Genomic DNA, 22023 nt, shown 5'->3' with positions numbered 1-22023 from the left:
GCCCGTGCCGGGGTTCGGCACTGTGCCGTGTGCGGGTGGCCGGGGCGAGTGCGAAGATCAGCTTTGTCACTCGGACCGAAAGGACGATATGCGCTATCGCAATCTGGGCGCCACCGGCACTGTGGTGTCCACCCTGTGTCTGGGCACGATGACCTTCGGCGCGGAGACCGACGAGGCGGGCAGCTTCGCCCAACTGGACCGGTTCGTCGACGCCGGCGGCACGTTCATCGACACCGCCGACGTCTACTCCCGCGGTGTCTCCGAGGAGATCGTCGGCCGTTGGCTGCGGGCCCGGCCCGACGTGCGGGACCGCCTCGTCATCGCCACCAAGGGGCGCTTCCCGATGGGGCCGGGCGCCAACGACGCGGGCCTGTCCCGGGTGCACCTGACCCGCGCCCTGGACGCCAGCCTGCGCCGACTCGGTGTCGAGGCCGTCGACCTCTACCAGGCGCACGCCTGGGACCCGCTCACCCCACTGCCGGAGACGCTGCGGTTCTTCGACGACGCGGTCAGCGCCGGCAAGATCCGCTACGCGGGCGTCAGCAACTTCACCGGTTGGCAGTTGCAGAAGGCGGCCCTGCTCACCCAGCACCTCAACCTCACCCCGATCGTGACGGTGCAACCGCAGTACAACCTGCTGGCCCGGGAGATCGAGTTCGAGGTGGTGCCGGTCTGCGAGAACGAGGGCATCGGCATCCTGCCGTGGTCACCGCTGGGCGGCGGCTGGCTGACCGGCAAGTACCAACGCGACAACGCCCCCACCGGCGCGACCCGCCTCGGCGAGAACCCGGAGCGGGGCGTCGAGGCGTACGCGGGACGCAACGCCGAGGAGCGCACCTGGCGGGTGCTCGACGCGGTACGCGAGATCGCCGGGCAACGTGGCGTGTCCATGTCGGCGGTGGCGCTGGCCTGGCTGGCGGCCCGGTCGGCGGTCACCTCGGTGATCCTCGGCGCGCGTACCACCGAACAGCTCGACGACAACCTGACCGCCGCCGACCTGGACCTCGACGCCGAGCAGATGCGGTTGCTCGACGAGGCGAGCGCGCCGCCGGTGGGCGACTACCCGTACGGCGGCGCGGGTGTGCGGCAGCGCGGCCGTGACCTGCCGAGCGGGCCATGACGTCGTTCCCCGAGCCCACCGCCCCGGCCGGCAGCCGCACCGAGGTCTTCCTGCGCTACCTGGACTACTTCCGGGAATCCATGGTGGCCAAGGTGTCGGCGTTGGACGAGTCGGAGCTGCGCAGCAGTCGGCTGCCGTCGGGGTGGACCCCGCTGGAACTGCTCACCCACCTGCGGCACGTCGAGTTGCGCTGGATCGAGTGGGGCTTCCAGGGCCGCGACGTGGCCGAGCCGTGGGGCGACCGCCGCGACGACCGCTGGTACGTCGCCCCGGACGTGACCCGGGAGGACCTGGTGGCGGCGCTGCGGGCGCAGGGCGCACACACCAGCGCGGTCGTGACGGCCCACGACCTGGCGGAGATCGGCGCCCCGGGGCCGCGTTGGAACGGCGCGGACCCGGCGTCGCTGGAGCGGGTGCTGTTCCACCTGGTCCAGGAGTACGCCCGACACCTCGGTCACCTCGACGTGGTCGCCGAACTCGCGGGCGGCCCGACCGGCGAGTGAGGCCGGGCCCGATAATGGGCGGATGCCGCCGCTCGTCACGCCCGCCCTGCCCGCCGGAAGCCTCGGTGCCCAGGAGCAACCAGACCTTCCGGTACGCCCCGGGCTGGCGCTGCGGCCGTGGCGCGTCGACGACGCCACGGCCGTGCGGGCTGCCTTCGGCTGTCCCGACATCCAGCGGTGGCACGTCCTGCGTCTGGACGATGACGACGAGGCGCGGGCGTGGACGGCGCAGTGGGAAGGCCGTTGGCGCGACGAGACGGCCGTTAGTTGGGCGATCGTCGGCGACGACGACCGGCCCGTCGGTCAGGTGGGGTTGCGGGGCGTCCTGCTGGCCGAGGCGTCGGCGCACGTGTCGTACTGGGTGGTGCCGGCCGCGCGCGGTCGGGGGATCGCCGCCGACGTGCTGCGCACGATGACCCGGTGGAGTTTCACGCAGGCGGGGTTGCACCGGCTGGCCCTGGAGCACTCGACCGCCAATGCGGCGTCGTGCCGGGTGGCCACCCGGGCCGGCTTCGCCGTGGAGGGAGTGGCCCGACTGTCGATGCGCCACGCCGACGGCTGGCACGACATGCACCTGCACGCGCGACTGGCCTAACGGGCCGTGGCCCGCGCGGTGGTCGAACGCCGTACGCCCGCGCGCATCACGAACAGTTCACGCCGTGCCACCGCTTCACCCTTGGCGTTCAGCTGGTACGCGTCGAGCCAGAGCCAACCGTCGTAGGTGTACCGGTCGGGTATCTCGCGGATGACCCGCACGACGATCGGTTTCCGGAACTGCACGCTCGCGGCGTCGGTCAGGAGGACCACGTCCCCGGCCCGGAACCGGCCGGACTCTTCGTTGCTCTCCGGCACCGGTCTTCCCTCTGCTCGGCGTCTGGAAGGGGCCGCTTCCGGGAGTGCTCGCCCACCGGAAGCGGCCCCGCTACGAACGCGCCCGCCGGGTCTAATCCCTGCCGGGCGCGCCGTCTACACCGCACTTTGCCGGTAGTCACTGGACAAGCACACAGCGTTGCGTTATGTCTTCATCGCAGCCGCTTTGCACCAGGAGAGGACGGCATGAACCACGCCTTTGTCGCAGCGCTCGCCGCAGCGGGTCACACCGCCGAAAGCCTCGCCGACCGGATCGGGGTGCACCCGAAGACCGTCGCCCGGTGGGCGAACCCGGGGCACATTCCCCAGAGTCGGCACCGGGCGACCGTCGCCGACCTCCTCGCCAAGGACGTCGACACGCTGTGGCCGGACGCGGGCCACCGCCGTGAGCCGGTGTGGTTCCGGCCGTGGGTCGACCTGGAACGCGAGGCGGTGACGCTGCGGTCCTTTCAACTCGCGTGGGTGCCCGGGTTGTTGCAGACCGAGGCGTACGCGCGGGCGACCCTGGCCGGCGGGATGCTGGCGGCGGAGGCGATCGACGAGTTCACCGAGGCACGCCTCGACCGGCAGGCGATCCTCGCCCCGGGAGAGGGCGGGCCCCTGCTGGTGGCCGTGCTGGACGAGGGAGTGCTGCGACGGCGCGTCGGCGACGACCGGGCCCTGATGGCCGCGCAGCTCGCGCGCCTGGTCGGGCACGCCGAAGCGGGCGCCGTCCAGTTGCACATCGTCCCGGCGGACGCGCCCAGCTACCCCGGGCTCGACGGGCCGTTCACCATCGCGGACATGCCGGACGGTTCCCGGGTCGCGCACGTGGACAGCGCGGCCCAGGCGCAGATCCTGGACCAGCCATCGGACCTTGTTAATCTGGAGCGACGGTGGGAGCGGATTCGCGGAGAGGCACTGCCCCGAGGGCGTTCCCTGGCACTCCTCAGAGAAGCGGCAGCAGCATGGACATGACCGGCGCGCGGTGGCGGAAGAGCACGAGGAGCGGCGGCAACGGCGGTGACTGTGTCGAGGTCGCCGACAACCTGCCGGGTGTGGTCCTGGTGCGGGACACGAAGGATCGCGACGGCGGAACGCTGGCGGTAAGCCCCGCGTCGTGGCGGCGCTTCGTCGCGCTGATCCGCCACGCCGCCTGACCTCATCAGCGGACGCCGGCGGGTTCGGCCGGTTGCGGTTGCGGGGTCGCCGGCCAGGTGAGTCGGCGTACGCCGGGCACGAGTGACGTGCCCGCGCAGGAGGCGAGGACCAGCAACCCGGCGACGGCCAGGGGCACCGGCGCGCCGAACGCGTCGGCGGCCAACGGCGCCAGCGCGTAGCCCAACGGCATGGCGGCCAACGACACCAGCCAGTCGTACGAGGTGACGCGGGCCAGGACCTCGGGCGGAAACTGGTGTTGCACGACGGTCTCCCAGACCGGGTTGAGGTAGCCGAGGGCGGTCAGCGCCACGGCGTACGCGGCGATCACCGCGGGGGCGGGCGCGGCGACGGCCAGTAGGAACAGCGGCGCGGCGTAGCAGGCCAGCCCGAGGTTGGCCAGCAGCACCGGCCGGCGTAGCCGGACCCAACCGGCCAGCAACGATCCGGTGAGCATTCCGATCGCACCGGCCTGCAACAGCACCACCCAGGTCGTCTCACCGCCCAGCCGGTCGATGGCGACGGCCGGCCCGAGGGTCATCAGCACGGCGGCGGCGCCGTTCCACACGCCGTGCCCGATCAGGCTGGTCCAGAACCAGTCGCGGGCGCGGACCTCCCCGAAGCCGTGCCGCAGGTCGGCGAGGACGGAGCGGCGCGGCACCGGCACGTGACGGACCCGCACCACCATGAGGAGCGCGGCGCTGAGCGCGAACGACGCACCGTCCAGGATGAACGCCCAGCCGGGCCCGGCGGCCCAGATCAGCGCACCGGCCAGCGCCGGCCCGGCCAGGCGGCTGGTGTTGGCGGTGATGCCCATCAAGGCGTTGGCCTGCTGCCGGTCGGCCGGTTCGACGGTGCCGGCGACCAGCGGTGAAGCGGTCGGAATGGCGAACGCCGAGGCGACGCCGCCGAGCGCGGACGCCACGACGACGGTGCTCAGCGACGGGTCACCGCCGAGCAGCTCCACACCGACCGCGAGTTGGGTGGCGCAGCGGACCAGGTCGGCCAGCAGGGCGACCCGGCGGGCGTCGAAGCGGTCGGCGACGACACCGCCGAGGGGCAGCAGGAGCAGCCGGGGCACCATCGCCGCGGCGAGGACGACGGCAAGCGCGCCGGTGGAGTCGGTGGCCCGCAGCACGGCCAGCGCCAGCGCGGCGGGCACCACCGCGTCGCCGAGGGCGGAGACGGTACGACCCAGAAACAGCAGCCGGAAGGAGCGGTTGCGCAGAGGGTGAGCCATGACCCGAAGGTACTTCGACACCGAATATTTTGGCAATGAATATTTCGACATTGAGGTAAGCTGGTACGGTGACCCCGACCCCGGACGCCGCCGACCGGCACATCGAGCGTTGGCTGCCTGTGGTTCCGGACCTCGACGCGGACGTCGAGGGGGCGGTGACCAGGATGATCCGACTGACCCGACACCTGCGGGCGGTCAAGGAACGGGTCCTGGTCGATCTCGATCTCTCGGCCCACGAGTACGAAACACTGCACGCCCTGGCCGGTCGTCGAGGCCGGGCGGCGCCCTCGGACCTCGCCGCGGACCTGGCGATGGCCCCCGCCTCGATCACGGCGCGGGTGGACACATTGCTGCGGCGGGGTTTCGTGCGCCGGATTCCGTCGACAGTCGACCGTCGACGGGTCGACGTGGAGCTCACCGAGGCGGGGCAGGCCGCGTGGCGTGGGGCAATGGAGGTCCAGGGCGCCGAGGAGCACCGGCTGTTCGGAGCGCTCAGCGCGACCGAGCGGCGGCGCCTCTCCGACCTGCTGCGCCGGGTGCTGCTCGTCGCCGAGCAGCCGCCGGAGGCTGACCGAGGTCCCGGATAATTACCTGGCGGTGCGCGTACCGCCGATGCAAGGGTGACCGGCGTGACTGCGCATGCTCTGGCCGGGGCCCTGGCCGACGACGGACGGCGACGGATCTTCGCGGCGATCGTGCTGGGTGCGACCAGCGCGACCGACGTCGCCGAGCGGACCGGCCTGCCGGTGCGGGTGGTGCTCACCGGGGTTCGCCGGCTCACCGAGGCGGGTCTCGTCACCGGCGCGGACGGTGCGTTCGCGCCCGACCAGGCGTCCCTGCGGGAGGCCGCCCGCGACAGCCGTCCGGCCGACGACGCCGATCCCGGCGTCGACCCGGTGCTGCGGACCTTCCTGCGGGGGGACGTCCTGGTGGCTCTGCCGGCTCAGCGGGGTCGGCGGCGGGTGTTGCTGGCACACATCGCCGAGCAGTCGTTCGCGCCGGGCACCCGTTATCCGGAGCGGGCCGTCGACGACGTGCTCAAGAAGTGGTGCGCAGCCGGTGGGTCGGACCACGCGACGCTGCGCCGCTACCTGATCGACGAGCAGTTGCTCACCCGTGAGCACGGCATCTACCAGCGACACTGATCGTCCGCCGCCCTGCTGCCCCGACCCCGGCGGTAGCTATCGCGACGTAGGGGCAGTCGACCGCTGCGATACGGAGCGTTTGGAGCTGATGTCGTAGACGAATCAGACCGATGGTCAACTGCCTGATCCCCGACTTGATCGACTCGGGTTCCTGGAAACCGCGGTGTCCGAGCTACCGCGACGCCCCGCCTTTCAAGAAGCCGAGTCGATCAACGGGGCACTGCGGCTTTGCGACCGTGTCATTGCCGACCGATGCCGGTACGCGGGACAGCAGGGTGGGTGAAATTCCCGCGAGGCGCCTCGTCGGCGCTGCTAGCATCGCTGTCATGGCACGAGGTATCTGGTCGCAGAAGGTGCGCTCCGCCCGCTGACGGCGGCGTCCTTTCTGCTGAATTCGCGCTCGCCGTCCCGGTTCCCGCCGGGCGGCCGTCAGCCGCTGCCCGGCTCCATCGCGAGCTGCGGAGCACCGTTGAACCTCACCCCGAACCACGAAGCCATGTCCCTGCCCGTCGAGGCGGGCGGCAGCGCGCACGTACGCGCCACCGCCATCACCGTGACCCGCGGGTCGCGTCGCGTCCTGAACGACGTCTCGGTCACCGTCTCCGCCCGATCACGGGTAGCGGTCGTCGGCGAGAACGGCCGCGGCAAGACCACCTTGCTGCACGTCCTCGCCGGGCTGATCACGCCGGACGGCGGCACCGTCGCGCGGGCCGGCACGATCGGCCTGGCCCGCCAGGAACTGTCCGCCCGCGAGGGCGAGACGGTCGGCACCCTGACGTCCGAGGCGCTGGCCGCGTCGCTGGCCGCCGTCGCCGCACTGGACGCGGCAGCCATCGCCGTGGCCGAGGGCGACCCGACCGCCGGGGACCGCTACGCCAGCGCGCTCGACGCCGCCACCCGGCTCGACGCCTGGGACGCCGAACGCCGCGTCGATGTGGCACTGGAGGCACTCGACGCCTGCACGGACCGCGACCGTCCACTGGCGACCTTGTCGGTCGGGCAGCGTTACCGGGTGCGGTTGGCGTGCCTGCTGGGCGCACGCCACGACGTGCTGCTGCTGGACGAGCCGACGAACCACCTGGACGCCGACGGCCTGGACTTCCTGACCGCTCGGCTCCGCGAACACGACGGCGGTCTCGCCGTGGTCAGCCACGACCGGGCGCTGTTGCGCGACGTCGCGAACCGGTTCCTCGACCTGGAGCCGACCCGGGACGGAAAACCTCGGCTGTACGCCGGCGGCTACGACGCCTGGCAGGAGGCGCGTCGTCGCGAGCGGGAGCACTGGGAGCAGGACCACGAGCAACAGCAGGTCGAGCACCGACGACTACAGGACGCGGTGTCGAAGGCCCGCGACCGGCTCTCCACCGGCTGGCGACCGGAGAAGGGGACCGGCAAGCATCAGCGTCAGTCCCGTGCACCGGGTGTCGTGCAGGCGCTGCACCGGCAGCAGGACGCGTTGCGGGCACACCGCGTCGACGTACCGAAACCACCGCCGGCGTTGCGGTTGCCGGACCTCGGGGTGCGGCGGGGCGCGCCGCAGGTGCGGTTGCGGAGCGTCGCGGTCGAGGGTCGACTCCCCGGTCCGGTCGACGTCACCGTCGACGGCGGGGACCGGCTGCTCGTCACGGGGCCCAACGGCGCCGGGAAGTCCACGCTGCTCGCGGTGCTGGCCGGCGCACTGGAACCCACCGACGGGTACGTCTGGACGGCGAAGGACGCCCGGGTCGCCCGGGTCACCCAGGAGACCGCCGGGCAGACCCCCGACCTCACCGCCGACGAGGTGTACGCCCGCCGGGTGGGGCTCCTCGTCGCCCGCAGAGTGCTCGCCGACGCCGATGCCGTGTCGCTGGGATCGCTGGGGCTGCTGGACTCCGTCGCGGCGCGTACCCCCGTCGGGCGGATGTCGCAGGGCCAGCAGCGCCGTCTCGACCTGGCGTTGGCGCTGGCCGGGCGGCCCACGTTGATCCTGCTGGACGAGCCGACCAACCACCTGTCGTCGACCCTGGCCGACGAACTGACCGCCGCGATCCGCGACACGAGCGCCGCCGTCGTGATCGCCACGCACGACCGGCAACTGCTGCGCGACCTGGCCGACTGGCCGCGCTTGCGCATCGGTGCGCCGGGCGGGCGAACGCGTGGGGCAGGCCGGGAGCAGGTGTAATCCCGTTGACCGGGCGGTGATGATCGACAGGTGACCGTCACCGCCCGACCGACCTGGTCGATCAGTGCCACCCGACCCGACCAACCCGACGCGGTGCACCTGCTGCGCGAGTACATGACCGAGATGGTGGTCCGCTACGACCGTCGACCCGCCCGGCCCGGTGAGGTCGACGCGGCGCTGGCCGAGATGCCCAGCGACGACCTGACCCACCCGAGTGGACTGCTGCTGCTCGCCCACCACGGCCCCGACCTGGCGGGTTGCGCCGGACTGCGCCGGCAGTCGGGGTGGGCCGAGCTGACCCGGGTGTTCATCCGTCCCGAGCACCGAGGCGCCGGAGGAGGTGCCGCGCTGCTGGCCGCCGTCGAGCAGGCGGCCCGCACCGCCGGGGTGGACCGGATCCGGCTCGACACCCGCAACGACCTGGTCGAGGCCCGCGCCCTGTACGCCCGGCACGGCTACCTGGAGATCCCGGCGTACTCGCAGGGGCCCTACGCCGAGCACTGGTTCGAGAAGCAGTTGACGAACGCCTCGGAAGGCGCTAAATAAGAAGAGGAAGTTGAGTCACACCGACTCAACTCATCACCTTCGGCCAGGAGAACCGAGGAGGCATGACAATGTTGATGCGTACCGACCCGTTCCGCGAGATCGACCGGCTCGCCGAGCAGTTCTTCGGTACGGCAGCCCGTCCCGCGACGATGCCCCTGGACGCCTACCGCGACGGGGACCATTTCTACGCGGCGTTCGACCTGCCCGGCGTCGACCCCGACACGATCGACTGCACCGTCGAGCGCAACGTGCTCACCGTCCGGGCCGAGCGTCGCCGGCCCAGCGGCGACGGCGTCGAGCTGGTGGCCGCCGAACGCCCGATGGGCACCTTCACCCGGCGACTGTTCCTGGGCGACACGCTGGACACCGACAAGCTGGAGGCCGGCTACGAGCACGGGGTGCTGACGCTGCGCATCCCCGTCGCCGAGCGGGCCAAGCCCCGCCGGGTCACCATCAGCGCCAACGGCGAAGGACGCCGCCAGATCAACGCGTGATCACGACCTCGGGTGGGATCGGCGCGCCTGCACGCCGATCCCACCCGAGGCTGAGAACCTTTTTCACATGGTGTTCCCCGACGCTCCGGTGCTCGCCCGCCCGTCCACGACCCTCGCTCTGCCGAGCGGGCCGGTCGAGGTCACCGAGGCGTGGCTGCGCAACCGGCGGCTGTCCGAGCACACCCGCGACGCGTACCGCCGGGACGTCACCGGGTGGCTCACCTGGTGCGCCGGCCGCGACCTGGACCCGCTGCGGGCCAGCTTCCTGCACGTCAACGAGTACGCGCGGGCGTTGGAAGCCACCATCGGCGCCCGCAGCGGCCGACCGCTGACACCGGCGACCGTGGCGCGGCGGCTCTCCGCGCTGTCCAGCTGGTACGACTTCCTGGTCAAACTGGGCGCGGTCCCGGCCAACCCGGTCTCCGGGGCGGACCGGCCCCGCGTCGACCGGGACCACTCCGCCACCCTCGGGCTCACCCCCGAAGAAGTCGACGCGCTGCTCGCGGCCGCCGACGCGGACACCGGCGTGACCGCCGCCCGCAACCGGGCGGCCATCGCGCTCCTCGCCGACCTGGGCCTGCGGGTCGGGGAGCTGATCTCGCTGGACCTGACCGACCTCGGCGCCGAACGCGGCCACCGCAGCGTGCGCTTCGTCGGCAAGGGCGGCAAGCTCCGCCGCCGCGCCCTCACCCCCAGCAGCGGGTACGCCGTGGACGCCTACCTGGCCGAGCGGGCCGCCGCCGCCGGTGTGCCGGTGACGCAGCTGACCGGGCCGCTGCTGGTCACCGCCACCGGCGGTCGGCTGGACCGGCACTCGGTGTTCCGGTTGGTGCGTCGGCTCGCCCGCGCCGCCGGCATCCCGTCGTGGGCGAAGCTGTCCCCGCACTCACTGCGGCACGCGTTCGCCACCACCGCCCGCTCCGAGGGAGTGCCGCTGGAGGACGTGCAGGACGCGATGGGCCACGCCGACCCGCGCACCACCCGCCGCTACGACCGGGACCGGCACAACCTCGACCGCGACCCGGCCTACGCGGTGTGGGCGGCCCGCTCCCGTCGGCGCGCCTGACCCGGCCCGCTCCCTGTCGGCGCGGGCCGACCCAGCCTGATCCCCGTCGGTGATCAACACGGGTTCGGCGAAGTCGCGGTATCCCAACGCCTCCGACACCCCGACTTCGGTGAACCGGTGTTGATCATGCCGATCGGCGACCGGCGCGGCACCGGGTCAGGGGTCGTCTAGGGGCCAGAATGTCTGCCGCGCCGCGCCGTCGCGGCAGAGCAGCCCGGTGCCGGCCCGCCGACAGTCGGTCACCCCCGCCGGGAGCACCGCGGACACCCAGTGACCATCGCGACCCACCGTCGCGACGAGGGAGCGTCTGCCGTCCGCCGCCATACCCAGCACCAGCAGGGGTTCCGGGGCGCCCCGAGGGCCGGGCACGGTGCGCCAGCGCGCGCCCGCCGACCACGTCCACAGCCGCACCCCGGTGCCCGCGTCGATCGCCCAGCGGCCCCGCTCGTCCTGCCCGCAGATCAACCCCTGGCAGGGCCGAAGGGTCAGCTCGCCCGGGGGCACCGGCACCTGCCAGCGCGGTGCCAGCCCCGGTAGGTCGTACCCGGACAGCGCCGCCGCGCCGCCACTCGGATGACGCAGCACCAGATGCGCTCCGGCGACCTGGGGATTGTCCGGGCCGTAGTCGGCCGGCGGAAGTCGTCCCCGACCGAGTTCGGTGCCGTCATGGGCGTCGAGCAACCGGGTCAGCCCGTCGTCCTGCACCAGCAGCACCCGCCCGGGCAGGCCGGGAAGCGGCCGCAGCACCGCCGTGGAGGGCAGCGGGACCGACCACCGGGTTGCGCCGGTGCTCGGGTCGACACCGTGCACCGTGCCCTCGACCCGCCGTCCCGGTTCGGCGGCGCTGCGCACCTCGCTCACCGCCACCGCGGCGTCCCCGGCCGCGTACACCCGCTCGGGCCGCCGCCACACCGGCTGGCCGGTCCGCATCGACCGCGCGGAGGTCGCCCGCGCCCCGCGCGTCTGGTCGCGTTCGACGAGCAGGAGCAGGTCACCGGCGACCTCGGCGGACCACCCGGCCGCGGGCGGCACGGTGACCCGCCACCGGGGCGGGCCGCCCGGCGCGGCCGGGTCGTAGGCGCTCAGCGTCGGTGGGTTCTGGTCCGGGTCGGCGACCAGCAGCAGCGGCCCCGCACCGAGCACCGTCGCCCGGGCGGGCACCGGCGGCCCGACCTGGGGTGTCAGGCGCGCGGCCGGGGCGGCGCCGCCGAGCAGGGCACACGCCGCCACCAGCACCGCCAGCCGCCGACGGCGGGACGACTGCGGAGGCGGCGGGCGGTCGTCGAGTGGCGAACCCCGGTCGTCGCCCAGCTCGATCAGCACCGTCATGCGCGCCCACCCGTCCGCTCGCGCCGATCGCTCAGCACAGCAGGTCGAGGTGGTGGTGGGCGTCCTCGGCGATCTCCTCGTGTCGCAGCCACCGGCGTGCCCACAGCCGGGCGGTCAGTGCCGCCTGCTCGTCGCCCCAGGCGGCGTGTTCGACGAGCAACGCGGCGGTCAGCGCGTACGCCAGGCGCAGCGCCAGACCACGGGCACCGGCGAGGACCGTCGGCGAGCCCGGGTCGGCGGTCACCGAGGTGATGGTGTCGCCCAGCTGCGCGGCGGTGGCGGCCAGCGTGTCGGCCAGCGCCGGCGACAACGGTCGGGCCAGGTCGACGGCGGCGGCGAGCCGGGCCAGCAGGGGTGCCCCGGCGTCCTCCCGGGTCAGCGCCCGCAGTACGTCCAGGGCCAGCACGTTCGTGGTGCCCTCCCAGATCGGCAGCACCTGGGCGTCGCGCAGCAGGCGGGGTACGCCGGTGTCCTCCACGTAGCCGGCCCCGCCGAAGCTCTCCACGTACTCACTGGCCGAGCTGACCGCCAGTCGACCGGTGGCCAGTTTCGCCAGCGGTGCCACGATCCGCAGCTCCGCCGCAGCGTCCGGGTCCGCGCCGACCTCGACCCGCCCGAGCAGGGCGAACGCGTGCCCGGCCAGGGCGAACGCGCCCGCCGCGTCGACCGCGAGGGTGCCCAGGGTGGCCCGGTGCAGCGGCGACGACACCAACGCGCCGCCCGCGACGTGCCGCACGTCGGCGTACGCCCGGGCATACGCGAGACCTCGTCGCATCCCGCCCGCCGCCGCGGCGGCGTTGTGCACCCGGGTCACCACGACCAGGGTCATCGCCCGGACCAGGCCGGGAATCGCCGGGTCACCCAGCGGCAGCGCGTACGCGTCGCGCAGACCGATCTCGGCGGTCGGCAACGCCCGAGTGCCGAGCTTGTCCTTGAGGCGGTGCACCGTGACACCCGGCGCGGGTACCCCCGAGGCAGCGCCGTCGGCCAACGGTGAGTCGACCGCGTACCGGGGAACCAGGAACGGCGCGAGCACCCGACTGCCGCGTCCGGCGCCCTCCGGCCGGGCCAACGCCACCGCCATCGCCGCGTCGGCGGCGGAGCAGAACCACTTCTCCCCGGTCAGCCGCCAGGACCCATCCGCCGCGGGTCGGCCGATGGTGCTGGAACGGCCCAGGTCGGAGCCGCCCTGCGCCTCGGTCATCCACTGCCCGCTGGTGATCGCCACGGCCGGGTCGGTGGAGATCAGCCGGGGCAGCCACGCGTCCCGCACCCCGTTGTCCACCTCCGGCAGGCTGAGCAGCGCCGCAGCCCCGTCGGCCATCGCCACCGGGCAGGAGAACGTCGCCGACTCCGGCCCGTACAGGTGCAGCAGGGCGTGTTGCACCACCCGGGCGGCGGCGCCCCAGGTGCCGCGCGCGTCCGGCAGGTAGGGCAGCGCGACCACCGCGTGCCGGGCGGCGGCGGCCCGTTGCGCCTGCCAACCGGCGGAGGTGTCGATCCGGTCGACCCGTGCGCCCCACGGGTCGTAGCGGACCAGCGTCGGTGGGTGGGCCTCCGCGTCGGCGTGCGCCGCGCGCAGCGGCCCGGTGACGTCGGCGGCCAGGTCGGCGAGACGGCCCTTCGCGGCCGCGTGCCCGGCCGGGCCCAGGTGACGCTCCAGCCAGGACCGCAGCAGGCTGTCATCGGCGTACGGGTCGACGGGGGGTGGTACCGGCTGCACGAAGCGGCTCATCGATCGGCTCCTGGCACTGCTCGGGGGGTGTGCGCCGACGGTAGACGATCCGTGGCCGCCGCGAACAGGGTGAGTCGCCGGACCCGATTTTCCGCTTGTCGTACCCCGGTGCGACGGCGTTCTCTACGGTCGGTAGTCGTGGGTGCCGGCCAGTCGTGGAGCCGACCGGCCCGGCGCAGCCGCCCGATGCGCGCCGGGTTGGCGTTCGCCGGGTTCGGTGTGGCGCTGTGCTGCGTCGGGGTGGCCGGCCTGGCCGCCTGGAATCTGCAGACCGTCCGGCAGGCCGCCGGCCCGATCCGGGACACCGCCGACGGGTTCCTCACCGAGGTGACCCTCGGCGACAGCGACCGGGCGTACGAGCGGCTCTGCGAGGACGCCCGCAGCCGGTGGAGCGCGATCGGCTTCACCAGTTGGGTGCGTACCCCGCCGATGGTCACCGACTACGAGATCACCGACGTGTCGGTCACCACCCGCAGCGGCCGACCGCAGGGCACGGTGACGGTGAAGGTGACCCGCTCCGGTGGGCTCAGCGAGGAACGTCGCCTGCCGGTGGTCCGCGAGGGCGGCGACTGGCGGGTGTGCGGTGACCCCTTCTGAACCGCCGGCCGACAGCCCGGCGCATCCCGGGTTGCTGCGCATGCGCAAGGGGGTCCGACCGACCACCTCAACCGAGCTGTTCTTCGACCTGGTCTTCATCTTCACGATCACCCAGCTGTCGCACTACCTGATCGAACACCCGGGCTGGCGTGGTGGCGGACGTACCGCGCTGTTGCTGGCGCTCGTCTGGTTCGTCTGGGTCTACACCACCTGGCTGACCAACTGGCTGCACCCGGACCGGGGTCCGGTGCGGGCGATGCTGATCGGGGTGGCGCTGGGCAGTCTGCTGCTGTCGGCGGCGATCCCGCAGTCGTTCGCCGGGACCGGCCTGCTCTTCGCGGTGGTCTACGTGACCGTGCAGGTGGGGCGGACGATATTCGCGTTGTGGGCGGTGCAGGGCACCCCATGGCTGGTCGACGGCTTTCAGAAGTCGCTGCCGTGGATAGTCGGGACGTCGGTGCTGATGGTGGTCGGCGGCCTGGTCGGCGGGGCCGCCCGGGAGGCGTTGTGGGCGTCGGCGGTCGTGCTCGACGTGTTCGGCCTGTTGATCGGCTACCCATTGCCGGGGCGGGGGCGTAGCCGCCCCGAGCGGTGGATGGTGGAGGGCGGACATCTGGCCGAGCGGTGCGCGGCGTTCGTCCTGATCGCGCTGGGCGAGTCGATCCTGGTCACCGGCACCACCCTCACGTCGCACCTCGACCGGGTGACGTCCGGCGCGTTCCTGCTCGCCTTCGCCGGGTCGGTGGCCCTGTGGTGGGTGTACTTCGCCCGCTCAGCCCCGGCCGCGACGGAGGTCATCGCCCACGCCGGGGACCGCACCGGCGCGTTGAGCCGGGTGGCGTTCAACTTCCTGCATCCCGTGATCGTCGCCGGTGTCATCGTCACCTCGGCGGGTGACGAGCGGCTGCTGCGCGAGCCCGGCGCGCCCGCCACCATGGACGTCGTGATGCTCACCCTGGGCGGCCCGGCGCTTTTCCTCGCGGGGCACGCCGCGTACCAGGCATTGCTGTGGCGGATGCTGCCGACCAGCCGGATCACGGCGGTGGTGGTGCTGCTGGCGCTGATGCCGGTCTGCGTGGGGCTCGGGGTTCCGGTCGCCGGGTGCGCCACGGTGGCGTTGGTGGTGACGGTCGCCGTGATCGTCGCCGACCGGTCCCGGGCACAGCGGGCCGAGCGGTGACCCGCTCCGAACCGGCCGGCCGGTGTCTCAGTCGCGGGGGCCCAGGTCGCCGCTGCGGTAGTGACGGCGGCAGAGCACCTGGTAGCGCACCTCAGCGGTGTCCACGGTGTCGCCGATGACGACCTGCGCGCCCTCGCGGACCACCCGCCCGTCGACGACGCGGGCGTTGAGCAGACCTTCCCGGCCGCACCAGCAGAGCACCTCGACCTGGATGCGGGCCACCTCGTCGGCCAACTCGAACAGGCGTTGCGTGGCGGGGAACAGGTGGGACCGGAAGTCGGTGGCCAGCCCGAACGCGAACACGTCGACGTCGTAGCTGTCGACCAGTTCCGCCATCTGCTCGACGTGCTCCACGGTGTAGAAGCACGCCTCGTCGCAGATCAGGTAGTCCACGCGTACCCCGTCGGCCCACCGGCCGCGCACGAGCGCCCGCAGGTCCAGGTCGTCGGTGACCTCGATGGCCTCGTGCGCCAGCCCGATGCGGGTGGTGACCTGCGGGCCCAGCGACCGGTCGATGCGGGTGGTGACCAGTCCCCGACGGCCCTGCCGGGCGTGGTTGTAGTTCATCTGCAACGCCATCGTGGACTTGCCGCAGTCCATCGGCCCCCAGAAGAACTTCAACGCCGCCGCGTGCACCGGCCGCCCGTCCAGCCCGCGCGCCGCCGCGCACCCGGCCGGAGCGTGCGGCTGGCCGGGGAACGGGTGGGCGAGGCAGGTCGGGGCGGCGGTGGCGTCGTCAGTCACGGTCGGGCAGCCTAGCCGATCGACCGGCCCTGATCTGTCGGGTGCGGGATGCGTGCTCAGAGCACCCGCGGTGGCGTGTTGCCGGCGGCGACGATGGCACGGCGCATCGGTACGGCGGCGAGGAGCAGGAAACCGACCACGAAGAAGATCAGCAGTGAGACCAGGCCCACCCGGTAGGAGGAGGTGAGCTGGAACACCAGGCCGAAGGCGAGTGGGCCGAGCCAGCTGGTGCCCTTGTCGCTGATCTCGTAGAAGCCGTAGTACTCGCCCTCCTTCCCGGTGGGGATGAGCTGGCTGAACAGCGACCGGCTCAGCGCCTGACTGCCGCCCAGGACCAGGCCGATGGCCGCGCCGAGGACCATGAACGGCACCGGTGCCTCGGCGGGCAGCCGGAACGCGGCGATGATCACACCAGTCCAGAGCACCAGGCTGAGCAGCACGGTCTTCCACGCGCCGACGCGCCGGGCCAGCGCGCCCAGGCTCAACGCGCCGCCGAAGGCGAGGAACTGCACCAGCAGGATCGTGATGATCAGGGTGCTCTGTTCCAGGCGCAGCTCCTCGGTGCCGTACTGGCTGGCCAGGGTGATGACGGTCTGGATGCCGTCGTTGTAGACCAGGAAGGCGAGCAGGAAGTACAGCGTCAGCGGGTACGCCTTGATCTCGCGGACGGTGCGGCCGAGCTGGCGGAACCCGTCGGTGAGCACGTTGCCGCCACCGGCCAGCGCCGCCGCCGACGGACGCTCGCGCAGCCACCGCAGCGGGACCAGCGTGAACAGCGCCCACCAGACACCGGCGGACACGATCGACCAGCGGGCCAGGTCCAGGGTGCGCTGCGGGTCGTCACCCTTGTCGAGCAGGGTGATCGCGACCAGGTTCAGCGCCAGCAGCAGACCACCGCCGAGGTAGCCCAACGCCCAACCCCGGCTGGAGATGCCGTCGCGTTCGTCGGGGCCGCCGAGCTGCGGCAGGAACGAGTTGTAGACCACGATCGCGGCGCCGAAGGAGATGTTGGCGACCAGGAAGAGCGCCCCGCCGAGCAGGTAGCGGTCGCCGGTGACGAGGGCCATCGCGATGGTGGCGCCGGCACCGGTGAACGCGGCACCGCCGAGCAGCCGCTTCTTGTGCGCCGACCGGTCCGCGATGGCCCCGATGACCGGCAGCACGAACACGGTGAGGAACACCGACAGCGAGATCAGGTACGGGTAGTAGGACCCGGCGGCGACCTTGATGCCGAGCGGGTACACGAAACCGTCGCAGGAGTCCGCGCCCAACTCGCACCCGGCCGCCACCTCGGCGACGGTGGTGAGGAACGGGCCGAGGAAGACGGTGATCACTGTGGTCTGGAACGCGGAGTTCGCCCAGTCGTAGATGTACCAGCCCCGGCGCTCCCGGCGGGTGCTCGCCGGGGGCGGGGTGTCGTCCACCGCGGGGGTCACGGTCTCGGCCATCGGGGGTCCTTGGAATGGTTCAGGCGGCCCAGTGGCCGCGGCTGCGGTAGACGTCGCGCAGCACGCCGACGTGATCGGTCATGATGCCATCCACGCCACGATCCAGTAAGTCGTGCATCTGGGCGGGTTCGTCGATCGTCCAGACGTGCACCTGAAGGCCGATCCGGTGGCAGTAGTCGAGGAACCGGCGGTCCACCACCGGCACCCGCCCGTAGCGGGGCGGCACCTGTGCGGCGACCACCGACGGGGGAAGCCGCAGCGGGCGTCCGTGCAGGGAGGCGAGGCGTAGCCGGGCCACGCCCCGCATGCCGAGGCTGGTCGCGACCCGCCCCTCGGTGAGCGCGCGCATCCGGGTCAGGCGGGCGTCGCTGAACGAGGCGAGCAGCACCCGGTCGGCGGCGCCGACCCGGGTCACTGTCGCGACCGTCGGTTCGACACCACCGTCGGCCTTCACGTCGATGTTGAAGCGGACCTGCGGCCAGGCGCCGAGCACCTCGTCGAGCCGGGGTACGACGGCGGCGCCGCCGACGCGTACCGAGGCGAGGTCGGCCCAGCTCATCTCGGCGATGCGCCCCGGCTCACCGGTGACCCGGCGCAGCGTCGGGTCGTGGAAGATCACGGCCACGCCGTCCGCGGTGGCGTGCACGTCGGTCTCCACGTACCGGTAGCCGAGCCCGATGGCCCGGGCGAACGCCTCGGCGGTGTTCTCGTCGCCGTCGGCGGCGCCGCCACGGTGGGCGAACGCCAGCGGCGCGGGCGCGTCGAGGTAGCCGGGTCGGGTCAGCACGCGACGCAGTATGCCCGCCGCCGGTGGAGCCCGGGTGACCTACCGGCGAAGATCAGGCCCGCGACGCCGTTGCCGGCGGATGTCCCTGCTCGCAGTGGTGGCAGACCCCGCGTCGGCGCCGGGACCGTGGCGAGGGCGGGCGGGACCGGCCTGCCGGCCTTGAACCAGATCCAGCGCGGATAGACCTCTCCCCAGCGGGCCACCAGGCCGTGGGTGAGGACCCCGCCCACCGCCGACGCGACGGCGCAGCCCAGCCCCACCTCGAGCATTCCCGGCGTGCCCTGCATCATCCGCAGGAAGTCCTCGTCGATGCCGAGCGGAAACCCGAGGTACCAGGCGATCCGGGTGACCTCGTAGGGCAGTGGCGCGAGGCAGGCGGCCACGACGGCCCACCGGCCCCACCGCAGCAGCGTCTGCCGTGAAGGGCCGTCGCCGCTCCCGTGGCGGCGGCCGCAGTGCGCGCACGCGCCCCGGACCCGCCGCTGGTACGCGAGGGTGGCGGCGGCCCAGAGCAGACCGCCGAGGAACACGATGATCAGGTTCGTCCGGTGCCAGTACAGGATGTCGCCGATCCCGTCCTGCTCGCCGGGCACGCCGGTGAAGGCGAAGACCAGCAGCAGCGGCGCGAAGGCCACCAGGACGATCAGGGTGTAGTCGGGGATGACCAGGGTCGACCCGACCGCCACCGCCCAGCCGAACAGGACCAGCGCCGTCGGCAGGCGACCGGGTCGGGCGCGGCGCGTCATCACCCACGCGACGACCGCGCCGACCAGGCCGAGCACGGCGATGATCGGCGCGACGACCTCGACGCGGCTGCCTTCCAGGATCGACCCGGACGCCCGCGACGGGTCCACCGGGGCGAACGGAAACCCGTCGCCACCGGCGGTCCAGTAGAGGCCCAGCGCGCCGTACAGCAGTGAGAAACCCCCGGCGGCGTATCCGGCCCAGGTCGGCCAGTGCCTCCACCACGCCCAGGTCACCGAGGACCACACAGTGCCCACCGTGGCTCTCGCCACCGCCGCACGGGAACCAGACCGGGACATGGCACTCCTTCGCGCAGGTGGCTGGCTGACGCGAATCAGCATCACCGCCTGCCGAGGCGGTCTCATCCCCTCGCCGAGCCACCCGCATCCCCCGGACCGGGGACAACGCCAACGAGGGGGTACGGCCACCGAGGTCCCACGGGCACGCCGGTGACACCGCCGAAGCGGCCGTCCCGTAACCGCTCTTTCCGGCGCCCGCTGGCCGCCGAATGTTCCCGCCCGAACCGGCCCACGGCGGCCACCCCCGGCCACCCTCCCTACGTCCTTTGCTCTGCACCCACGGAGGCGACAGTCACCGTGGGTAGCTGGTGCATCGGCGGGTGCACAGCAAAGGGCGTAGGGGGTGGTGCTGGGGATGCGGTCGCCGTGGGCTGAACTCTGCGCTGTGGGCTTCGCTGGCACAGGCGCCCCGACGCCGCAGCAACCTCGTCGGTCGCAGCGCAGCCGGGCCGAGCGGCGGCGCGGGGCCGAGCGGCGGCGCAGACCGAATGGCGCTTCGGCCCAGCGGGCATCTCAGGCCGAGCGGCGGCGGTGGGCGCGGCTGAGGTCGCTCGGGCGGCCGGGGTCGACGTGCCGGGGCCGGTCGGGTTCGTCGGGTCGCAGCGGGACCAGGGTGTCGGTGAGCGCGTCGATGATCCGGTCGGTGGCCCGGCGTGCCGCGCCGGGGCTGGCGGCGGTCGACTCGCCCAGGTCGACGGGGGTGCCGAAGTGCACCCGGATGACCGGGCGACGCCACAGTGAGCGGGCGGCGCCGCGCAGCATTCCCCGGGGTGCCTGGTAGGGGAGTACCTCGTGCGAGCCCCACTGGGCGACCGGGACGACCGGGGCGCCGCAGGCCAGGGCGAGGCGGGCGGCGCCGGTCTTGCCGCGTTCGGGCCACATGCCGGGGTCCAGGCCGATGCGTCCCTCGGGGTAGATGAGGATCACCGAGCCGCGGGCGACAGCGGTGGCCGCGTCGTCGAGAGCCTGGTGGACGGCGCTGGTGCCCCGGTCGACGCGGATGTGCCCGGCGTGGCGCATGGCGGTGCCGAGCACCGGGGCGCGGAACAGTCCGGCGGTCGCCATGATCCGGGGGGCGATGCGCCGGGTCTGGCAGGCGGCGGCCAGCACCACCGGGTCGAACGGGCTGATGTGGTTGGCGGCCAGCACCAGCGGCCCGCGGCGCAGGTGCGCGGGGACGTCGCCGGTGACCTCGAGGCGGGCCAGCAGGCCGACCAGGCCCCGGGCCAGCAGGAGAGCGCCGCGCCAGATCAGCGGCGGCTGCCAGGTGGCGTACGTGGTGTCCATCAGCGCGACATCGTCGCACGCGGCGGTGAGGGCGTGCGGGCGGGTCGGCCGGATGCCTCGGGGTGATCAGGGTCATTGGTCCCGGACCGGTTCGGGCCGCCCGGCCCTGCCCAATCCTCTACGACGAGCAGTAGTATTTACTACGTCTCGTAGTACGGCTGGTTGGGGGTTTCAGGTGGACGCGTTGGACGTCGCCCGCTGGCAGTTCGGTGTCACCACCGTCTACCACTTTCTCTTCGTTCCGCTGACCATCGGCCTGTCCGTGCTGGTCGCCATCCTGCAGACGCTGTGGCACCGCACCGGCAACGAGCGCTACCTCAAGCTGACCAAGTTCTACGGCAAGCTGTTCCTGATCAACTTTGCCATGGGGGTGGTGACCGGCATCGTGCAGGAGTTCCAGTTCGGCATGAACTGGAGCGACTACTCGCGCTTCGTCGGCGACATCTTCGGCGCGCCCCTGGCCATCGAGGCGCTCGTCGCGTTCTTCCTCGAATCCACCTTCATCGGCCTGTGGATCTTCGGTTGGGACCGGCTGCCCAAGCGCGCGCACCTGGCCAGCATCTGGGCCGCCGCGATCGGCACGAACCTGTCCGCGTACTTCATCCTCGCCGCGAACTCGTTCATGCAGAACCCGGTCGGCTACCGCATCAACCCCGACAGCGGACGCGCCGAGCTGACCGACTTCCCGGCCGTGCTGACCAACAAGGTCGCCCTGATCACGTTCCCGCACACCCTGGCCGGCTCGTTCCTCGTCGCCGGGTCGCTGATCGTCGCGGTCGGCCTGTGGCACGTCATCCGCAACCGCGACTCCGCCGACACCGGCGCGTACCGCTTCGCCACGAAGTTCGGCTCCTGGGTGGTCCTGGTCGCCTCCGCCGCCGTGCTGTTCACCGGCGACATCCAGGGCAAGATCATGACTGAGGTGCAGCCGATGAAGATGGCCGCCGCCGAGGGTCTCTACTCCACCGAGAGTCCCGCCTCGTTCTCCGTGCTCACCATCGGCAGCCTCGACGGCAGCCGCGAGGTGTTCGCCCTCAAGATCCCGTACCTGCTGTCCTACCTGGGCACCGGTGACCCGCACGGCACCGTGCACGGCATCAACGACCTGCAGGCCCAGTACGCCACCCAGTACGGCGCGGGCAGCTACACCCCGATCATCCCGGTCACCTACTGGAGTTTCCGCTTCATGATCGCCTTCGGGATGGCCGCCGGCGCGATCGCCCTGCTGGTGCTCTGGAGCCAGCGCAAGGGCCGTACCCCGAGCAGCAGGTGGCTGCTGCGCGCGGGCCTGGCCATGCCGGTGCTGCCGCTGCTGGCCAACTCGTTCGGCTGGATCTTCACCGAGATGGGCCGCCAGCCGTGGATCGTCTTCGGCGAGATGCTCACCCGCAACGGGGTGTCCCGCAGCGTCTCGTTGGCCGAGGTCCTCACCTCGTTCACCGCGTTCACGCTGATCTACGCCACCCTCGCCGTCATCGAGGTCAAGCTGCTGCTGCGCTACGCCAAGGCCGGCGTACCCGACGTCAGCGAACAACCCCCCGCCGACGACACCGACGACGCCGAGCGCCCGCTCGCCTTCGCCTACTGATCC

General features: G+C 72.7%; 23 protein-coding genes. 14 read left to right on the top strand and 9 right to left on the bottom strand.

The annotated features are described in order from the left end of the window. Window positions 1-88 precede the first annotated feature (88 nt). Genes O7617_RS29175 through O7617_RS29165 form a run of 3 tightly spaced genes read left to right on the top strand, consistent with a single transcriptional unit; the run spans window position 89 to window position 2218 of the window. Window positions 89-1120 (top strand): aldo/keto reductase, encoded by a 1032-nt coding sequence (locus tag O7617_RS29175; RefSeq protein ID WP_282259502.1) that lies wholly within the window; start codon window positions 89-91, stop codon window positions 1118-1120. Further along, entirely contained in the window at window positions 1117-1623 is a 507-nt protein-coding gene (locus O7617_RS29170) for a DUF664 domain-containing protein (RefSeq protein ID WP_269678862.1), read from the top strand. The genes O7617_RS29175 and O7617_RS29170 overlap by 4 nt, the downstream gene beginning before the upstream one ends. Before the next feature lie 22 nt (window positions 1624-1645). Next, entirely contained in the window at window positions 1646-2218 is a 573-nt protein-coding gene (locus tag O7617_RS29165; RefSeq protein WP_282259501.1) for a GNAT family N-acetyltransferase, read from the top strand. On the opposite strand, the gene O7617_RS29160 is transcribed toward O7617_RS29165, so the two are convergent. Further along, window positions 2215-2475: a hypothetical protein gene (locus tag O7617_RS29160; RefSeq protein ID WP_282259500.1), complete on the bottom strand. Its 261-nt coding sequence runs from the start codon at window positions 2473-2475 to the stop codon at window positions 2215-2217. The two genes, O7617_RS29165 and O7617_RS29160, sit on opposite strands and share 4 nt — an antisense overlap. Window positions 2476-2679: 204 nt before the next feature. On the opposite strand from O7617_RS29160, the gene O7617_RS29155 reads away from it, so the two are divergent. Continuing rightward, window positions 2680-3450 (top strand): DUF5753 domain-containing protein, encoded by a 771-nt coding sequence (locus O7617_RS29155; RefSeq protein WP_282259499.1) that lies wholly within the window; start codon window positions 2680-2682, stop codon window positions 3448-3450. Further along, the gene (locus O7617_RS29150) at window positions 3441-3632 is read left to right on the top strand and encodes a DUF397 domain-containing protein (protein ID WP_282259498.1); all 192 of its coding nucleotides are present in this window, start codon (window positions 3441-3443) and stop codon (window positions 3630-3632) included. The genes O7617_RS29155 and O7617_RS29150 overlap by 10 nt, the downstream gene beginning before the upstream one ends. 5 nt (window positions 3633-3637) lie before the next feature. On the opposite strand, the gene O7617_RS29145 is transcribed toward O7617_RS29150, so the two are convergent. Beyond that, window positions 3638-4870, bottom strand: a complete 1233-nt coding sequence (locus tag O7617_RS29145) for an MFS transporter (protein WP_282259497.1) — start codon at window positions 4868-4870, stop codon at window positions 3638-3640. A gap of 68 nt (window positions 4871-4938) precedes the next feature. On the opposite strand from O7617_RS29145, the gene O7617_RS29140 reads away from it, so the two are divergent. From O7617_RS29140 to O7617_RS29115, 6 genes are all read left to right on the top strand, one after another. Continuing rightward, entirely contained in the window at window positions 4939-5457 is a 519-nt protein-coding gene (locus O7617_RS29140) for a MarR family transcriptional regulator (RefSeq protein WP_282259495.1), read from the top strand. Between the two features lie 42 nt (window positions 5458-5499). Next, the gene (locus O7617_RS29135) at window positions 5500-6015 is read left to right on the top strand and encodes a DUF2087 domain-containing protein (protein ID WP_282259493.1); all 516 of its coding nucleotides are present in this window, start codon (window positions 5500-5502) and stop codon (window positions 6013-6015) included. A gap of 469 nt (window positions 6016-6484) precedes the next feature. Continuing rightward, on the top strand, window positions 6485-8176 hold the full coding sequence (locus O7617_RS29130) for an ABC-F family ATP-binding cassette domain-containing protein (RefSeq protein WP_282259491.1): 1692 nt from the start codon (window positions 6485-6487) through the stop codon (window positions 8174-8176). A 30-nt stretch (window positions 8177-8206) separates the two neighbouring features. Continuing rightward, entirely contained in the window at window positions 8207-8722 is a 516-nt protein-coding gene (locus O7617_RS29125) for a GNAT family N-acetyltransferase (RefSeq protein WP_282259490.1), read from the top strand. A 68-nt stretch (window positions 8723-8790) separates the two neighbouring features. After that, the gene (locus O7617_RS29120; protein WP_088991665.1) at window positions 8791-9216 is read left to right on the top strand and encodes an Hsp20/alpha crystallin family protein; all 426 of its coding nucleotides are present in this window, start codon (window positions 8791-8793) and stop codon (window positions 9214-9216) included. Between the two features lie 67 nt (window positions 9217-9283). Then, the gene (locus O7617_RS29115) at window positions 9284-10282 is read left to right on the top strand and encodes a tyrosine-type recombinase/integrase (RefSeq protein ID WP_282259489.1); all 999 of its coding nucleotides are present in this window, start codon (window positions 9284-9286) and stop codon (window positions 10280-10282) included. Between the two features lie 156 nt (window positions 10283-10438). Here O7617_RS29115 and O7617_RS29110 read toward each other — a convergent pair whose 3' ends face one another. Then, window positions 10439-11611, bottom strand: coding sequence for a PQQ-binding-like beta-propeller repeat protein (locus tag O7617_RS29110; protein WP_282259488.1), 1173 nt, complete (start codon window positions 11609-11611; stop codon window positions 10439-10441). 31 nt (window positions 11612-11642) lie between these two features. Continuing rightward, window positions 11643-13346: an acyl-CoA dehydrogenase family protein gene (locus tag O7617_RS29105; RefSeq protein WP_282259487.1), complete on the bottom strand. Its 1704-nt coding sequence runs from the start codon at window positions 13344-13346 to the stop codon at window positions 11643-11645. 186 nt (window positions 13347-13532) lie between these two features. On the opposite strand from O7617_RS29105, the gene O7617_RS29100 reads away from it, so the two are divergent. Both O7617_RS29100 and O7617_RS29095 read left to right on the top strand, forming a co-directional pair. Further along, complete coding sequence (locus O7617_RS29100) at window positions 13533-13943, top strand: hypothetical protein (protein ID WP_282264898.1); 411 nt, start codon at window positions 13533-13535, stop codon at window positions 13941-13943. Beyond that, window positions 13930-15123: a low temperature requirement protein A gene (locus O7617_RS29095; RefSeq protein WP_282259486.1), complete on the top strand. Its 1194-nt coding sequence runs from the start codon at window positions 13930-13932 to the stop codon at window positions 15121-15123. Before O7617_RS29100 ends, O7617_RS29095 begins: the two co-directional genes overlap by 14 nt. Window positions 15124-15150: 27 nt before the next feature. Here O7617_RS29095 and O7617_RS29090 read toward each other — a convergent pair whose 3' ends face one another. The 5 genes from O7617_RS29090 to O7617_RS29070 all read right to left on the bottom strand — a co-directional run bounded on the left by O7617_RS29090 (window position 15151) and on the right by O7617_RS29070 (window position 20432). After that, window positions 15151-15774 carry a thymidine kinase gene (locus tag O7617_RS29090; RefSeq protein WP_282264897.1) on the bottom strand — a complete coding sequence of 208 codons (624 nt, stop codon included), beginning with the start codon at window positions 15772-15774 and terminating at the stop codon, window positions 15151-15153. A 149-nt stretch (window positions 15775-15923) separates the two neighbouring features. After that, the gene (locus O7617_RS29085; protein ID WP_282259485.1) at window positions 15924-17315 is read right to left on the bottom strand and encodes an MFS transporter; all 1392 of its coding nucleotides are present in this window, start codon (window positions 17313-17315) and stop codon (window positions 15924-15926) included. 19 nt (window positions 17316-17334) lie between these two features. After that, a complete protein-coding gene (locus tag O7617_RS29080) occupies window positions 17335-18102 on the bottom strand; it encodes a glycerophosphodiester phosphodiesterase (RefSeq protein ID WP_282259484.1) in 768 nt (255 codons plus the stop codon). Next, entirely contained in the window at window positions 18096-19145 is a 1050-nt protein-coding gene (locus O7617_RS29075) for an NYN domain-containing protein (protein WP_282259483.1), read from the bottom strand. Before O7617_RS29075 ends, O7617_RS29080 begins: the two co-directional genes overlap by 7 nt. A gap of 513 nt (window positions 19146-19658) precedes the next feature. After that, a complete protein-coding gene (locus O7617_RS29070) occupies window positions 19659-20432 on the bottom strand; it encodes a lysophospholipid acyltransferase family protein (protein ID WP_282259482.1) in 774 nt (257 codons plus the stop codon). 175 nt (window positions 20433-20607) lie between these two features. On the opposite strand from O7617_RS29070, the gene O7617_RS29065 reads away from it, so the two are divergent. Continuing rightward, entirely contained in the window at window positions 20608-22020 is a 1413-nt protein-coding gene (locus O7617_RS29065; RefSeq protein WP_282259480.1) for a cytochrome ubiquinol oxidase subunit I, read from the top strand. Window positions 22021-22023: the final 3 nt, after the last annotated feature.

It is taken from the genome of Micromonospora sp. WMMD1155, from assembly GCF_029581275.1.
Classification (GTDB): Bacteria; Actinomycetota; Actinomycetes; order Mycobacteriales; family Micromonosporaceae; genus Micromonospora.
The sequence above is the reverse complement of the archived record's forward strand: the minus strand, read 5'-3'. Positions and strand labels throughout refer to the sequence as shown.